Origin of the sequence: Streptomyces sp. NPDC006265 (genome assembly GCF_040613555.1) — a bacterium.
Taxonomy (GTDB): domain Bacteria; phylum Actinomycetota; class Actinomycetes; order Streptomycetales; family Streptomycetaceae; genus Streptomyces.
In genome coordinates, this window is the sequence record NZ_JBEXSH010000109.1 from 1 (window position 1) to 15716 (window position 15716).

Consider the following 15716-nt stretch of genomic DNA (forward strand, 5'->3'; position numbering starts at 1 on the left):
GCCAGGGACGCGGGCGGGAAGTGGGAGGACGGCGACGGGGGTGAACGCCTCCTGGAGGTGTTCCTCGTACATGGCCTCGATCCGCTGGATCCCCGGTCTTGCGGGGCGACGCCGTCTTGGCGGCGACCGTCTTGCGGGCCGCCGTCTTGCGCGGCGCCTTCACCGAGGACGCGTCACTGACGCGGTCGGCGCCGAGGACCTCCCGCAGGAACTTGCCGGTGTGACTGGCCGGGACCCCGGCCACCTGCTCGGGCGTGCCCTCGGCGACGACCAGGCCACCGCCGGCGCCTCCTTCGGGGCCCATGTCGACGATCCAGTCGGCCGTCTTGATCACGTCGAGGTTGTGCTCGATGACGATGACCGTGTTGCCCTTGTCGACCAGCCCGGCCAGGACCGTCAGCAGCTTGCTGATGTCCTCGAAGTGCAGACCGGTGGTCGGCTCGTCCAGGACGTAGACCGTGCGGCCGGTGGAGCGCTTCTGCAGCTCGCTGGCGAGCTTCACGCGCTGCGCCTCACCGCCGGACAGGGTGGTCGCGGCCTGGCCGAGCCGGACGTAGCCGAGGCCGACGTCCTTCAGGGTGTTGAGGTGCCGGGCGATCGCGGGGACCGCTTCGAAGAACGCCGTGGCCTCCTCGATCGGCATGTTCAGGACCTCGGCGATGGACTTGCCCTTGTAGTGGACCTCCAGGGTCTCCCGGTTGTACCGGGCACCGTGGCAGACCTCGCACGGGACGTAGACGTCCGGGAGGAAGTTCATCTCGATCTTGATGGTGCCGTCGCCCGCGCAGTTCTCGCAGCGGCCGCCCTTGACATTGAAGGAGAAGCGGCCGGGCAGGTAGCCGCGGACCTTCGCCTCGGTGGTCTCGGCGAACAGCTTGCGGATGTGGTCGAAGACGCCGGTGTACGTGGCCGGGTTGGAGCGCGGGGTGCGGCCGATGGGCGACTGGTCCACATGCACGACCTTGTCGACGAGGTCGTCGCCGTCCACGCGCGTGTGCCGCCCGGGCACGCTCCGCGCGCCGTTCAGCTCGCGGGCCAGGTGCGTGTAAAGGATGTCGTTGACCAGCGTCGACTTGCCGGAGCCGGACACGCCGGTGACGGCGGTGAACACGCCCAGGGGGAACGAGACGTCGATGTCCTGGAGGTTGTTCTCCCGGGCGCCGTGCACCGTGAGCTGCCGGGAGGGGTCCAGCGGGCGGCGGATCTCGGGCAGCGGGATGGCCTTCTTGCCGGACAGGTACTGCCCGGTCTGCGACTCGTCGTTGGCGAGCAACTCCTTCAGGGAGCCGCTGTGCACCACCTTGCCGCCGTGCTCACCGGCGCCGGGGCCGATGTCGACGACCCAGTCGGCCATCTTGATCGTGTCCTCGTCGTGCTCGACGACGATGAGCGTGTTGCCCATGTCGCGCAGCCGGACCAGGGTCTCGATCAGCCGGTGGTTGTCGCGCTGGTGCAGACCGATGGACGGCTCGTCGAGGACGTACAGGACACCGACGAGGCCGGAGCCGATCTGGGTGGCCAGACGGATGCGCTGGGCCTCGCCGCCGGACAGGGTGCCGGCCGCGCGGTTCAGCGAGAGGTAGTCCAGACCGACGTCGACCAGGAAGCGCAGCCGCTCGTTGACCTCCTTCAGCACGCGCTCGGCGATCTTCTTGTCGCGGGCGGTGAGCTTCAGCTCGCCCAGGAAGTCCGCGCAGTCGCTGATCGACATCGCGGAGACCTCGGCGATGGACTTGTCCATGATCGTGACCGCGAGGACGATCGGCTTCAGGCGCGTACCCGAACAGGTCGGGCAGGGCACCTCGCGCATGTAGCCCTCGAAGCGCTCGCGGCTGGAGTCGCTCTCGGCCTCGCTGTGCCGGCGCTTGACGAACGGGACGGCGCCCTCGAAGGCCGTGGTGTACCGGCGCTCACGGCCGTAGCGGTTGCGGTAGCGGACCTCGACCTGGGTCTTGTGGCCGTGGAGCAGGGCCTTCTTGGCACGCTGCGGCAGACCCGCGAAGGGGATGTCCGTGCGGAAGCCCAGGGCGTCCGCGAGGGCGCCGATCAAGCGGCCGAAGTAGTCCTTGGTGTGGCCGTGCGACCAGGGGTGGATGGCGCCTTCGTCGAGGCTCTTGTCCGGGTCCGGGACGATCAGCTCGGGGTCGACCTCCATGCGCGTGCCGATGCCGGTGCAGTCCGGGCAGGCGCCGAAGGGCGAGTTGAAGGAGAAGGAGCGGGGCTCGAGCTCTTCGAAGGACAGGTCGTCGTACGGGCAGTACAGGTGCTCCGAGAACATGCGCTCGCGCTCGGGGTCGTCCTCGGGGAGGTCGACGAAGTCGAGCACGACCATGCCACCGGACAGACCGAGGGCGGTCTCGACGGAGTCGGTGAGGCGGCGCTTGGCGCCGTCCTTGACCGTGAGGCGGTCGACGACCACCTCGATGGTGTGCTTCTCCTGCTTCTTCAGCGTGGGCGGGTTCGACAGCTGGATCGTCTCGCCGTCGACCCGCGCGCGGGAGTAGCCCTTGGTCTGGAGGTCGCCGAAGAGGTCGACGAACTCGCCCTTGCGCTCGCGCACCAGCGGCGACAGCACCTGGAAGCGGCTGCCCTCGGGCAGCTCGAGGACCCGGTCGACGATGGCCTGGGGCGACTGGCGCGCGATCGGGCGGGAGCACTCGGGGCAGTGCGGCTTGCCGATGCGCGCGAAGAGCAGACGCAGGTAGTCGTAGACCTCGGTGATGGTGCCGACCGTGGAGCGCGGGTTGCGCGAGGTCGACTTCTGGTCGATGGAGACGGCCGGGGACAGGCCCTCGATGAAGTCGACGTCCGGCTTGTCCATCTGGCCGAGGAACTGCCGGGCGTACGAGGAGAGGGACTCCACGTAGCGCCGCTGTCCCTCCGCGAAGATGGTGTCGAAGGCCAGCGAGGACTTGCCCGACCCCGACAGGCCCGTGAAGACGATGAGCGAGTCGCGCGGGAGGTCGAGCGAGACGTTCTTGAGGTTGTGCTCGCGCGCTCCACGAACGATGAGACGGTCGGCCACGCCGGTCCGCACCTTTCTTGAGAGAAGTGACAGGGGCGGGGCCCCCGTCTTTCTCAGACTAGGGGGAGCCACTGACAACGCCGGTCGGGTTCACGGGTTGTCAACAAACCCCGGCTCTCCAGCATGCCCGACGCCACGTCCGACCATATAGCACGTGCTTTCGAATTACGGCACTGCTTCACCACCTTCACCCGAAGGAGTGGCGGAGCTAGGGTCAGCACCATGATTGATCACGCTCATGACCTGGCGTCTGTACGTGACGCGACGGAACGGCTGCTGACCGCAGTCGGCAAACTGGACAACGTGTCTGCGACCCGCCCGTCACGGCTGCCCGGCTGGAGCCGCGGCCACGTCCTGGCCCACCTCGCCCGCAACGCGGACGCCCTCGTGAACGTGCTCGAGGGGCGCCCCATGTATGTCTCCGGCGAAGCCCGGGACGCAGACATCGAGCGGGACGCCCTGCGCGGCCTCGACGTCCAGCTCGCCGACCTGCGCGAGAGCGCGGCACGCTTCCAGCGGGCCGGGGACGCCCCGGCGGACTGGGCGCGCACGGTGGAGCTGCGCAACGGGGTCACGGACTCCGCGTCCCGGGTGCCGTTCCGGCGATGGGTCGAGGTGGAGCTGCATCACGTGGACCTGGGCATCGGGTACGAGCTGGAGGATCTTCCGGCGGCGTTCACCGAGCGGGAGATCGACTTCCTGGCCGACCGGTTCACCGGGCACCCGGACGTACCGCCCGCGCGCCTCACCGACGGCACACGCGCGTGGCACACCGGAGGAGACGCGGAGGGCGGACCGGAGGTGACCGTCACGGGTTCCCCGGCGGACCTGCTGGGCTGGCTCGCCGGCCGCCGCACCGGCGCCGCACTGACGGTGGACGGGGGCCCTCTGCCGGCGCTGCCCCCGCTGTAGGACCGCGCCCCGGCCGTGGGACCGGGGCCGCTCCCCGCTATAGGCTGACGAGCATGACGTACAGCGGAGAGGTGACGGTCGGCGGACCGGCCGATGTGCACGAGCTCAAGGACCTGATGATCACCAAGATCGCGGTGGGTCCGATGAACAACAACGCCTATCTGCTGCGCTGCCGGGCCACGGACGAGCAGTTGCTGATCGACGCCGCGAACGAGGCGGACACGCTGCTCGGCATGATCGGTGGCGACGGCATCGCGGCCGTCGCCACCACCCACCGGCACGGCGATCACTGGCAGGCGCTCGCCGAGGTCGTGGCGGCCACCGGCGCCCGCACTTACGCGGGCCGGGAGGACGCCGAGGGCATCCCTGTACGGACCGACGTGCCGGTCGGCGACGGCGACACCATCCGGGTGGGGCGCGTGGAACTCACCGCGCGCCACCTGGTCGGGCACACGCCCGGTTCGATCGCCCTCGTCTACGACGACCCGCACGGGCATCCCCATGTGTTCACCGGGGACTGCCTGTTCCCGGGCGGTCCTGGTAGGACAACGCGTCCCGAAGAGTTCAACTCCCTGATGGACGGCCTGGAGACCAAGCTCTTCGACGTCCTGCCCGACGAGACGTGGATCTACCCCGGCCACGGCAACGACACCACCATCGGCACGGAGCGGCCCCACCTCGCGGAGTGGCGCGCACGAGGCTGGTAACCGTCCAACGACGACCACCCCTGTTTCGAAATCGAGGAGGGGGCGGTCGCGCGTTCAGGCCCGTTCCGCGCTCGGTAGGGTCACGCCCCACGGACGGTGGCCGGCCTTGGGGAACATCGGTACAGCGGTTAACGCTGAACCGTTGATCTTGGCCGGAGTTTGCAGACACCGGCTCTCCGGTGCTGCCGCTGTGCCTGCCGCACCCGGTCACCGCGCTGGTGACCGACCGTCCCGACGACCTGGCCGTGGTGGACGCGGCCATGCGGCTGGCCGCTCCCCGCAAGGCTCCGGTGCTGCTGGTCGCCGTCCTGCCCGCGCCGTCGCAGATCCCGGACCGCGCCCATGTGGACGCGCAGGCGGCGCGGATGTTCCTGGCTTGGGTGCTGCCCCGGCTGCGTGCGGCCGAGGTCGGCTACATCCCGGTCGCTCACCGCGTCCCGGCCGAGAGCGGCGGGCAGCCCAGGCTGCGGGCGGTGTGCTGGCCCTGGCCGCACGCCACCATTCACCGCTGGTGGTGGCCTCCAGCCGGGGACCGGCCGGTCTGGACGCGCACAGCCTGATCGAAGACTCCGCCGTACGCGGCGGTCCCTTCGTCTACGCCGTCGCACCCACCCGCCAGGCGGTGCCTGTCGCCGATGTGGGGCTGGATCCGGCGGACCTATCGCCCGCGGGGGTGCGCGATGGGTGGACGCTCGCCCAGGGCCGCCTGCCCACGGCCCGACGGAGCGAGGCGTGATGAACGGCCTGCACGCACTCGCACCCTGGTGGCTGCTGGCGCTCGTGGACCTGGCCGTCGGCGGCCTGTGCCTTGCCCTCGCCCTGCGCCCGCGGCGCCGCCGCACCGCTGCCCGCCGGCCCGCATGAACCGGGGAGGTGAACGCCTGGACGAACTGAATCAGCGCCCGGGCCCGGCAGCCCTCCGAAGCCCGCCAGGCCCGAGTCCCCACCCTCTTGTCCGCCCTTGCCATTGCGCCCCGCACGAGGAAGCCGATCACCATGAATGAACTGTCGTTCGCCGTCCCGCTGTGGGTATGGGCTGCGGTCACGCTCGGCATCGGCGTGATGCTCGCCGTCGACCTGATCGCCCACCGCGACAACCACGTGATCGGCTTCCGCGAGGCCGCGCTGTGGAGCGGCCTGTGGATCGCCATCGGCCTCGGCTTCGGCCTGATCCTGTGGGCGTGGCAGGGCGGCGAGGCATCGTCGACGTACTACGCCGGCTATCTGATCGAAAAGGCCCTGTCGATCGACAACGTCTTCGTCTTCGCGCTGGTCTTCTCGTTTTTCGCCGTGCCCGACGCCTACCAGCACAAGATCCTGTTCTGGGGCGTCATCGGCGCGCTCGTGGCCCGGCTGGTGTTCATCTTCATCGGCGCCGAACTGCTGCAGGTCTTCTTCTGGACCGCCTACCTCTTCGGGGCATTCCTGATCTGGACCGGCTACAAGATGGCCGTCTCCAAGGACGAAGAGGTCCACCCCGACCGCAATCCCGTCGTCCGCCTCGTCAAGAAGATCATCCCCACCGATCCGCAATTCCACGGCGACAGGTTCTTCATCCGCGTCAGCGGCAAGCGCATCGCCACGCTGCTGTTCGTGGTCCTGGTCGCGGTCGAGGCCACCGACCTCATCTTCGCGGTCGACTCCGTCGCCGCCGTCCTGGCCATCACCACCAACACCTTCATCGTCTGGACCGCCAACGCCTTCGCCGTCCTCGGCCTTCGCAGCCTGTACTTCTGCCTCGCCGGGCTGCTGCGCCGCTTCCAATACCTGCACTACGGACTCGCGGTGCTGCTCGCGTTCGCCGGCGTCAAGCTCATCCTCTCGGAGACGCCCGTCGGCAAGCTGCCCATTCCGCTCACTCTCGGCATCATCGCCGTCACCATCACCGTCTCCATCGCCTGGTCCCTGATCGCCACCCGCGGCGAGGACAGCGACAGCGACGAACCCGCATCCCAGACGGACCACACGGCCGACACGCAGTCACACCCTGCCATCGGCGCCCACACCTCGGCGCCCTCCGCCGGCCCGCACCATCCGCAAGGACGGCCGTCATGACCACCCTCAGCCCCCAGCGCCGCAGCACACCCGCCCCGCCCCGCACCGCTCCCCTCCACACCTGCACCGTCACCGGCGGCCCGAAAGGCGGTGGCGTCCTGGCCATCCCGACCGGCGCCCGCACCGATGCGGACGTGGCCGCCCACGCGGGCCGGCTCGCCACCCGCACCGGCGCAAGGTCACGCCGCGGTCGCCTTCCGCTCCAACGGCGTTCCGGGGAGAGAGCTCCGGGGGCCCGGAGACCAGCGGGTACGGCGGATTCCCGGGCGCCACTCGGGCGACTTTCCGACGGGCGGTGGCGTGACTGCCGCGATTCCCGGCCCACCGGTACGACCATGCTGACGTACCGCGGCACCAGCAACTGGGGAGGACCTGTGGAGCGAGAGGACGGCACATCGGTGGCCACCGGTGTCACCACCGAGCGTCTCACCGGGCTCCGCAGGTGGAACCTGGGGCTCACGCTGCTGCATCTGATCCAAGCCGTGGCCATCGTCCTCCTCGCCGGAAGCTTCTCGATCACCGTCACGTCCTCCGTTCCCGAGGGGCCACCGGGCACGGCAGCGCCCGCCCCGGAAGCATTGTTCGACGTGCCGATCGGCTGGGCCGTCGCCGCCTTCCTCGCCCTCGCGGCAGCAGACCACCTGCTGACGGCGACAGTGTGCCGCGGCACCTACGAACGCGACCTCAGACGCGGCATCAACCGTTTCCGGTGGCTGGAGTACGCGCTGAGCGCGACCCTGATGGTGCTCCTCATCGGCTTCTACGCGGGCATTACCAGCCTCAATGCCGTCATCGCCGTCGTCGGCGCCAACGTCGGGATGATCCTCTTCGGCTGGCTCGAGGAGGTGATGAACCCGCCGGGGCGGGCGAGGACCAGGATGCTGCCGTTCTGGTTCGGGGCGCTGGTCGGCGTCACGCCGTGGGTCTCGATCGCATACAACACCGTCGCGGCGGAGGTCGTCCCCGGCTTCGTGTACGGAATCGTTCTCGTCCAGGCCGCTCTCTTCTTCAGCTTCGGTCTCAACCAGTGGCTCCAGTACCGCGGAGTCGGCCGGTGGGCCGACTACGCATATGGTGAAAAGACCTACCTGGTCCTCAGCCTCGTGGCGAAGTCACTCCTGGCGTGGCAGATCTTCGCCGGCTCGCTGGCCGACTGAACCTCTTCCGTCCGAAACCCCATCGGCAAGGCCCGAACACCCGGTTCGCGGGCGGCCTCGATGGCATCGGCCATCAACCGGTCGTACTCGGCGCGTTCTTCACCCGAGTGCGCGTTCACATCGTTCTCGACGTACTCGCCGCCAGCCTCCCCGTCGTTCTCCTCGACGAACATCCGTAGGTCGCTCTCTGCCGATTGACGATTCATCGACGGTCGCGCGGGTTCTTCGAGATCCGCGCGTAAAGGAGACGAGGGTACGGCGCGGGAGCGCCCTGGTGTTCAGAGGAATCTAGTGCCGTGGCAGGCAACGTTTGCCCGTTGAGGAGCGGCGTTTGGTGCGTGCTCTCGGCGTGCCGGCCGGAAGCCCTCGTACTGGACGTACTCGGGGTTTCGGCCGGTGCGGCGAGTGGGGGTACCCCCTGCTCGAGCGGAGTCGAGAGCGTGGGGGAGCGTGCCGGGCGTCGTGACGGGGCGAACGTCGCCTGTCGCGGCACTAGGGTTCCCCGGCGGTGTGGGTAACACCCACAAGGGCCCGAAGGCGTTCGCCAGTCTCATCCACGACGTCGAGACCAAGATCTTCGGCGCCCTTCCTGACGAGACCTGGGTCTACCCCGGGCACGGCAACGACACGTCCCTGGGCGCGGAGCGCCCGCACCTGCTGGAGTGGCGCGCGGGTGGTGAGGCACGCGCGCCGGGGGTTGGTGGCTGCGCGGGGCGCAGTCACGCCAAGGAGTGAGCCGCGCACGCGCCCCGTGTGAATCGTTCGCACACGCCGGTGTCGCACGTGCGCTCCCCTCAAACGTAGTTGCGCAGTCAACTGGTACCAGCCCCGCGCAGGATGACGGCTCCTGGGCGGATGGGCCGCCGGCCTGTCGATCCCCGCCCTCGGCCGGCGGCCCCGGCACACTCCAACACGACCGGGGCCGGGGCCCATTCACAGAACCACAACACCCGCTCCCACCATCCGGACACGTGGAGCCGTGACCTCGACAAACGGGGCCGTTGGCGAGTTGGCCACCCGGACATCTGGCTCGACGCCGAGGAGATCATCGACCCGCGCGCCGACCAGGACGCCGTACGCCGTCGGATCGGCGTGGTTTTCCAGGCGTACAACCTGTTCCCGCACATGACCGTCCTGGAGAACATCACGCTCGCCCCGCGGCGCTTGCACGCTGTCACCCGCGCCGAAGCCGAGGCACACGCGCGTGAGCTGCTCGAACGGCTGGGGCTCGGCGGGAAGGCGGACGCGTACCCGGACCGGCTGAGCGGCGGGCAGCAGCAGCGCGTCGCGATCGTCCGCGCCCTGGCCGTACGGCCCCGGCTGCTGCTGCTCGACGAGATCACCGCGGCCCTCGATCCCGAGCTGGTGGGCGAGGTGCTCACCGTCGTCCGCGACCTGAAGGACGAGGGCATGACCATGGTGCTGGCCACGCACGAGATGGGCTTCGCCCGCGAGGTCGCCGACCAGGTGTGCTTCCTGGAGGGCGGCGTGGTGCTGGAACACGGCGCCGCCGAACAGGTCTTCGGGGATCCGCAGCAGGAGCGCACCCAGCGCTTCCTGCCGCGGATCGTGGAGGCGGGGCGGCTGTAGGAAGCGGGCGGTCAGGGGCACCGGCCCTGGCCGGCGGGGCTTGCGGGCAGCGGCTCACGCGTCCGCCCGGCCCGCCCCCGCCAGCGCCGCGACACGCTCCACGCCGAATACGTACCCCTGCACCCCGCAGCCCGCGATGACCCCGTCGGCGCGCAGCGAGACATAGGAGTGGTGCCGGAACGACTCGCGCTGGTGGATGTTGGAGATGTGGACCTCCAGCACCGGCAGGCCGTCACACGTGTTGAGGGCGTCCAGGATGGCGACGGAGGTGTGCGAGTAGGCACCGGGGTTGATCACGATGCCGCAGTGGTTCAGCCGCGCCTCGTGGATCCAGTCGACCAGCTCGCCCTCGTGGTTGGACTGGCGGAAGTCGACCGTGCCCCCGCGCGCGGTCGCCGCCTTGGCGCACAGGGCCTCGACGTCGGCGAGGGTGTCGGAGCCGTAGATCTCCGGCTGGCGCTGGCCGAGCAGGTTCAGGTTGGGGCCGTTGAGGATCATGATCGGGGCGTGGGCCAGGGTGCGGGGCACGGTTCCTCCGGTCCGTCGAGGGTCGGGCGGCGTGACGGCCCGGGGCGGGCCGCTGCTCACAGCCGGTTTATCACGGTGCGCCGGCGGCCCGCCGGGCCGTAGCCTCCCGGCATGACGAGCCTGACCAGCCCGATCTATCCGCCGAAGCCGTCCCCCGGTGACCGCATCGCCGTGCTCTCGCCCTCCTCCGGTCTGCCGGCGCTCTTCCCGCTCCCCTACGAGCTGGGCCTGGAGCGGCTGCGCAAGGATTTCGGGCTGGAGCCGGTCGAGTATCCGGCGACCCGCGCGATGGGTTCCACGCCCCAGGAGCGGGCGGCCGACATCCACGCCGCCTTCGCCGACCCGCAGATCAAGGCCGTCATCGCGTCGATCGGTGGGGACGACCAGATCACCGTGCTGCCGTACCTGGACCGGGAGTTGATCCGTGCCAACCCGAAGCCGTTCTTCGGGATGAGCGACAACACCAACCTGCTCGCGTTCCTGCGCACCTGCGGCGTCGTCGGCTTCCACGGCGGGAGCGTGATGTGCGAACTGGGCCGCCCCGGGGCCATGCACCCGCAGACCGCCGAGTCCCTGCGCGCGGCCCTGTTCACCCCGGGACCGTACGAGCTGAGGCCCGCCGAGCGGTGGCGTGACATCGACCGGGACTGGGCGGACCCTGCGACCTTCGACGCGGAGCCGGAGACCCGGCCCGGGGCCGGCTGGACCTGGGTGAACCCCGACCGGGTGGTCGAGGGGCGCAGTTGGGGCGGCTGCCTGGAGATCCTGGCCTGGCTGCTGATGGCCGACCGCGAGATCGCGCACGACCTGTCCGAGTACGACGGCGGCGTCCTGCTCCTGGAGACCTCCGAGGACATGCCGAGCGCCACGGAGGTCTTCTGCACCCTGCGGAACGTGGGCGAGCGGGGGCTGCTGGGGCGCTTTCCGGCCCTGCTGATGGGACGGCCGAAGACATGGTTCTTCGAGCGGCCCAACACCCCCGAGCAGGCTGCCCGTTACGCCGCGGACCAGCGCGAGGCCGTGCTGCGTGCCATGCGGACCTACGCCCCCGACACCACGATCGTCTTCGACGTGGACTTCGGGCACACCGATCCGCAACTGGTGATCCCGTACGGCGGCACCGTGCGCGTGGACGGGCCCGCCCGGCGCATCACGGTCACGTACTGAGGGCCCCAAGCCCTCCGCGCGCCCCCGTAACCGGCGATCACGGTGGGTAGTTGACGCGGCATGCACGACGTACGCACCGTAAGGGCACCCTCCATGCCGCGCCTCGCGGCCGCCTCACTCGCCGGCACGGCCATCGAGTTCTACGACTTCTTCGTCTACGGCACCGCGGCGGCCCTGATCCTGGGGCCGCTGTTCTTCCCGACCTTCTCTCCGGTGGCCGGGACACTGGCCGCCTTCGCCACCTTCGGTGTGGGCTTCGTGGCCCGGCCGCTCGGGTCGGTGCTGTTCGGGCACATCGGGGACCGGCGCGGGCGGCGGCCGGTCCTCGTCGCCTCCCTGCTGCTGACCGGGGCGTCCACGGTCGCGGTCGGCTGTGTGCCGACGTACGAGTCGATCGGCGTGACCGCCCCTCTGCTGCTCCTGGTGCTGCGCTTTCTCCAGGGGCTGGGGCTCGGTGGGGAGTGGGGCGGGGCGGTGCTGCTGGCCGTGGAGCACGCGCCGGCCGAACGGCGCGTGCTGTGGTCGAGCTTCCCGCAGGTCGGGCCCGCGGTGGGGTTCCTGCTCGCCAACGGTGTGGTGCTGGGGCTGTCGTCGACGCTGACGGAGGCACAGTTCGCCGCATGGGGCTGGCGGGTGCCGTTCTGGGCTGCGGGGATGCTGGCCGTCGCGGGGCTGTGGCTGCGGTCGTCGTTCACCGAGAGCCCGAGCTTCCTCCGGATCGACGACCACGCGCGCGTGCCGCTCGCAGAGGTCGTCCGCGACCACTGGCGGCTCCTCCTGCTGACCGGCGGCGGCCTCGCGATCGGTTACGCGATCTTCTACGCCGTGACAACCTGGTCCCTCGCCTACGGGACGGAGCGGCTCGGGGTGAGCCGCGGCGTCATGCTGACCTGCATCATGGGCGCGGTGCTCGTGAAGGGGGCTCTCACCCCGCTGGTGGCGCTGCTCGGGGACCGTTACGGTCGGCGGCCCCTGTGCCTGACCGGGTGCGCGGCCGCGGCCCTGTGAATGTTCCCGATGGTGGCGCTCCTCTCCACCGGGGCGCCGCTGCCGATGTTCCTCGCCTTCCTCGGGGCGATGCTCGCGTTCATCACGATGTTCGCCGTGATCGCCGCGTACTTGCCGGAGCTGTACGAGCCGCGGGTGCGCTGCACCGGCGCAGCCGTCGGCTACAACCTCGGCGGGGTCGTCGGAGGCGCGCTCACACCGATCGCGGCAACCGCCCTGGCCGCGCAGGGCGGACGGGTGCCGTGGGGTGTGGCCGCGTATCTCACGGCGATCGCGGTGTTCAGCCTGGGGTGCTTCGCGTTGCTGCCGGAGACGCGTCCGGTGCGGGTGGGTGCGGCTGCGGAGGCCGCTGCGGGGTGAGCCGGGACCTGGTGCCGTCGTGCCGTCGTGCCGGTGGCGCGTAAACGCTTGCGTGAGCGTTTGCTCGCGCCTACGGGTTGATCGCCGGCTCCAGGTACGCCGCGAACAGCACCAGGTAGACCCCGCCCTGGAGCGGCGTGGCCCGGCCCGGCACCACGTTCAGCGAGGCGACCACCACGGTCAGGGCGAGCAGCACCATGTGGGTGGAGCCGAGGCCGAGGACGAGCGGGCCGGAGAGCCACAGGGAGGCGAGCGCGACGGCGGGGATGGTCAGGCCGATGCTGGCCATCGCCGAACCGAGGGCGAGATTCAGACTGGTCTGCACACGGTCGCGGCGCGCGGAGCGCAGCGCGGCGATGGTCTTTGGGAGCAGCACCAGCAGCGCGATGATCACGCCGACGACGGCGTGTGGGAACCCGGGCGCCTCCACCCCGGTCTCGATGGTGGGCGAGATGGCCCTTGGCCAGGCCGACGACGCCCACCAGGGCCAGACCCAGCAGGGCCAAGCTCGTCCGGGCGGTGAGGGCGGTCGGCGCCTCGGCGTGCTCCTCGGCGGTGATCACCTCGCCGTGCCGGGTGATTCGGCAGGAAGTAGTCCCGGTTGCCGCACGGTCTGCGTACCGACGAACAGGCCGTACAGAATCAGCGAGGACAGCGCCGCGAAGGTCAGCTGGACGGTGGAGAACTCCGGTCCCGGCTTGCTCGTGGTGAACGTCGGCAGGACCAGGCTGAGTGTGGCGAGTGCGGCGCCGGTGCCCTCCGGGTTGAAGACGGCCGTGCCGTGCCGCAGTGAGGGCGACCAGGAGGCACAGGCCGACGATGCCGTTGCAGGTGATCATCACCGCCGCCAAGGCCGTGTCCCGGGCCAGGGTCGCCTTGTCCTCACCGTCGGCCATCAGGGTATTCGCCGAGCACCGATCCCGGTGATGGTTGTTCCTACGCCCGACGCCGTCAGAGGTCGATGCTGTCCTTCGGAGCGCCTCCGCTCTTGTCCTGCGCCGCCTCGGCCGCCGCCTGCTTCTTGGAAGCTCGCAGGCTGGTGATCGTGGTGACGATCAGAACGGAGCAGATCACGCCGAGCGAGACCGGAATGCTGATCTCGGGGACATGCACCCCGGACTCGTGCAGCGCGTGCAGCACCAGCTTCACGCCGATGAAGCCCAGGATGACCGACAGTCCGTAGCTCAGGTGGACCAGCTTCTTCAGCAGGCCGCCGATGAGGAAGTACAGCTGGCGCAGACCCATCAAGGCGAACGCGTTGGCAGTGAAGACGATGTACGGGTCCTGCGTCAGGCCGAAGATCGCGGGGATGGAGTCGAGGGCGAAGAGCACATCGGTGGTGCCAATGGCCAGCATCACGACCAGCATCGGGGTCATGACCCGCTTGCCGTTCTCCTCGATCCACAGCTTGGTGCCGTGGTACCGGTCCGCCACGCCGAAGCGGCGCTCGGCGGCCTTGAGCAGCTTGTTCTCCTCGAACTCCTCGTCCTCCTCGTCGGCCCGGGCCTCCTGGATGAGCTTCCAGGCGGTGTAGATGAGGAAGGCACCGAAGATGTAGAAGACCCAGGCGAAGCTGGCGAGGATCGCCGCGCCGGCGGCGATGAAGATCGCTCGCAGGACCAGGGCGATGAGGACACCGATCAGCAGCACACGCTGCTGGTACTGCGACGGCACCGCGAACTTCGCCATGATCAGGACGAAGACGAAGAGGTTGTCGACGCTGAGTGACTTCTCGGTGATGAAACCTGCGAAGAACTCACCGGCGGGCTGGCCACCGGCGAACAGAAGCAGACCAAGCCCGAAGAGCACGGCCAGCACGATCCAGACAACCGTCCAGATACCGGCTTCCTTGATCGACACGTCGTGCGGCTTGCGGCCGATGAAGAAGTCGACCGCGATAAGGGCGGCGAGGCCCACGATCGTCAGGACCCATAGGGTCACGGAAACATCCACTGCGCCTCCGGCAGTCGTAACGGCAAATGTCAGCGTCGTCGCTGCCGGAGGTCTCTTCCACCCAGAGATGGGCCGACGCCCCGGGATCTGGCCTGATCCGTATTGACGGGTACGCCGCAGCAGACAGGGAGTACTCCCCTCCGTGCCGTCAACAGTAGCCCAATCACCAAGAACTGGTAAAGCGATTGGCAAAAGAAGGACCAAAACCCCTGGTCAGGAGCTTTACATGAATTTGGTACGGGCGGCTGCGACCTGGGCGAGCACCTGCTGGAGGACCTGACTGCCGGGCGGTACGAGCGACGGCTCGTACGTCCAGGCATGACCGACCCACGGGTCGGCGAGGTGATCGTCGGGCACCGGTGTCAGTCGCAGCAGCGAACGCCACAGCGGATCGAGCAGAGGCCCGTAGCCGGAGGACTCCTCCCGGTCGGCCACCATCATCAGGTGGACGCCGAAGGCGGGACCCTCGTCGGCCAGGTAGCGCAGCTGGTTCACGGCCCGGTCGTCGAAACCGTGCGGGAAGTCGTTGACGATCAGGAGCTGCTGGGAGGTGTCGAAGCCGGGCGGGAGGGAATCGGCGGCGCCGCCCCGCACCGCCATCTGCACCAGGTCGACCCGCTGGGTGAGCCGGCCCAGCACGTCCGCCACCCCCGCGGCGCCGAGCGCGGGCGAAGTCGCGAGCACCCCGCTCTGCACGAGGGGGGCCAACGGCTGGGCCCCGGAGCCGGCCGGGTCGACGACATGGACGGTGAACTCCCCCGCCGGGTGGACGGCCAGCAGCCGGGCCGCGTGCGCGACCGCCGTCTCCATGGCGAGACGGCTCATGGTGGGGGAGTCGGTGAACGACCCGTCGGACGATCCGGCCGCTCCGCTGTCGATCCACAGGCCGCGCTCCAGTGGCAGCCGGACCAGCATCGGGATGCGGATCCGGTCGGCCTCGGGGAGATGGAGGTCGCCGAGGCGCAGGGCCATGGGGATCTCCATCGGCACCCGGTAGGCGTGCCACGCCGGGTTGTCCCAGCGGGCGTACGCCGGTGGCAGGGCCGGTTCGACGACATCGGCCTCGGCCGCGAGCTGGGTGAGGTCCCGGTCGAGGGCCTCCCGCGCCTGGGCCACGAGCTGGGTGTGCCGGGCCCGGGCCGCCTCGCGGGCGGCGTCGCCCTGTCCGCCGATCCGGCTGCGCGGGTCGGAGAGGACCTGCTCCAGCTCCTTGTCCATGCGCGACTCGGCGAAGTCGACGGCGCTGCGGTAGGC

General features: G+C 69.8%; 11 protein-coding genes and 4 pseudogenes. 10 read left to right on the forward strand and 5 right to left on the reverse strand.

What is annotated here, in order from left to right:
- A partial coding sequence (uvrA, locus tag ABZ281_RS12175; RefSeq protein WP_356654648.1) for an excinuclease ABC subunit UvrA occupies positions 1 to 3025 on the reverse strand: 3025 nt, incomplete at its 3' end.
- A 222-nt stretch (positions 3026 to 3247) separates the two neighbouring features.
- Between uvrA and ABZ281_RS12180 the strand changes: the two genes are divergently transcribed.
- The 8 genes and pseudogenes from ABZ281_RS12180 (at position 3248) to ABZ281_RS12215 (ending at position 9446) form a co-directional block, all read left to right on the forward strand.
- Positions 3248 to 3937 carry a maleylpyruvate isomerase family mycothiol-dependent enzyme gene (locus tag ABZ281_RS12180; protein WP_356654650.1) on the forward strand — a complete coding sequence of 230 codons (690 nt, stop codon included), beginning with the start codon at positions 3248 to 3250 and terminating at the stop codon, positions 3935 to 3937.
- Positions 3938 to 3990: 53 nt separating this feature from the next.
- Positions 3991 to 4644, forward strand: a complete 654-nt coding sequence (locus tag ABZ281_RS12185; RefSeq protein WP_356654652.1) for an MBL fold metallo-hydrolase — start codon at positions 3991 to 3993, stop codon at positions 4642 to 4644.
- Positions 4645 to 4823: 179 nt separating this feature from the next.
- Complete coding sequence (locus ABZ281_RS12190) at positions 4824 to 5204, forward strand: hypothetical protein (RefSeq protein ID WP_356654654.1); 381 nt, start codon at positions 4824 to 4826, stop codon at positions 5202 to 5204.
- A 175-nt stretch (positions 5205 to 5379) separates the two neighbouring features.
- A complete protein-coding gene (locus tag ABZ281_RS12195) occupies positions 5380 to 5508 on the forward strand; it encodes a hypothetical protein (protein ID WP_356654656.1) in 129 nt (42 codons plus the stop codon).
- 132 nt (positions 5509 to 5640) lie between these two features.
- On the forward strand, positions 5641 to 6699 hold the full coding sequence (locus ABZ281_RS12200) for a TerC family protein (protein ID WP_356654658.1): 1059 nt from the start codon (positions 5641 to 5643) through the stop codon (positions 6697 to 6699).
- On the forward strand, positions 6696 to 7856 hold the full coding sequence (heR, locus tag ABZ281_RS12205) for a heliorhodopsin HeR (RefSeq protein ID WP_356654660.1): 1161 nt from the start codon (positions 6696 to 6698) through the stop codon (positions 7854 to 7856). The genes ABZ281_RS12200 and heR overlap by 4 nt, the downstream gene beginning before the upstream one ends.
- Positions 7857 to 8354: 498 nt before the next feature.
- Positions 8355 to 8591: pseudogene (locus ABZ281_RS12210) on the forward strand (hypothetical protein); the annotation flags it as partial.
- Positions 8592 to 8711: 120 nt separating this feature from the next.
- Positions 8712 to 9446: an amino acid ABC transporter ATP-binding protein gene (locus ABZ281_RS12215; RefSeq protein WP_356654662.1), complete on the forward strand. Its 735-nt coding sequence runs from the start codon at positions 8712 to 8714 to the stop codon at positions 9444 to 9446.
- Positions 9447 to 9500: 54 nt separating this feature from the next.
- Here the strand turns inward: ABZ281_RS12215 and aroQ are convergent, their stop codons facing one another.
- Positions 9501 to 9974 carry a type II 3-dehydroquinate dehydratase gene (aroQ, locus tag ABZ281_RS12220; RefSeq protein ID WP_356654664.1) on the reverse strand — a complete coding sequence of 158 codons (474 nt, stop codon included), beginning with the start codon at positions 9972 to 9974 and terminating at the stop codon, positions 9501 to 9503.
- 120 nt (positions 9975 to 10094) lie between these two features.
- Between aroQ and ABZ281_RS12225 the strand changes: the two genes are divergently transcribed.
- Together ABZ281_RS12225 and ABZ281_RS12230 are read left to right on the forward strand one after the other, a co-directional pair.
- Positions 10095 to 11141, forward strand: coding sequence for a S66 peptidase family protein (locus ABZ281_RS12225; RefSeq protein WP_356654668.1), 1047 nt, complete (start codon positions 10095 to 10097; stop codon positions 11139 to 11141).
- A gap of 93 nt (positions 11142 to 11234) precedes the next feature.
- Positions 11235 to 12509, forward strand: a pseudogene (locus ABZ281_RS12230) (MFS transporter).
- A 70-nt stretch (positions 12510 to 12579) separates the two neighbouring features.
- On the opposite strand, the pseudogene ABZ281_RS12235 reads toward ABZ281_RS12230, so the two are convergent.
- From ABZ281_RS12235 to ABZ281_RS12245, 3 genes and pseudogenes are all read right to left on the reverse strand, one after another.
- Positions 12580 to 13411 (reverse strand): annotated as a pseudogene (locus ABZ281_RS12235) (ionic transporter y4hA); the annotation flags it as partial.
- A gap of 49 nt (positions 13412 to 13460) precedes the next feature.
- On the reverse strand, positions 13461 to 14462 hold the full coding sequence (locus ABZ281_RS12240) for a TerC/Alx family metal homeostasis membrane protein (RefSeq protein WP_356654666.1): 1002 nt from the start codon (positions 14460 to 14462) through the stop codon (positions 13461 to 13463).
- 222 nt (positions 14463 to 14684) lie between these two features.
- A pseudogene (locus tag ABZ281_RS12245) lies at positions 14685 to 15716 on the reverse strand (export associated protein); the annotation flags it as partial.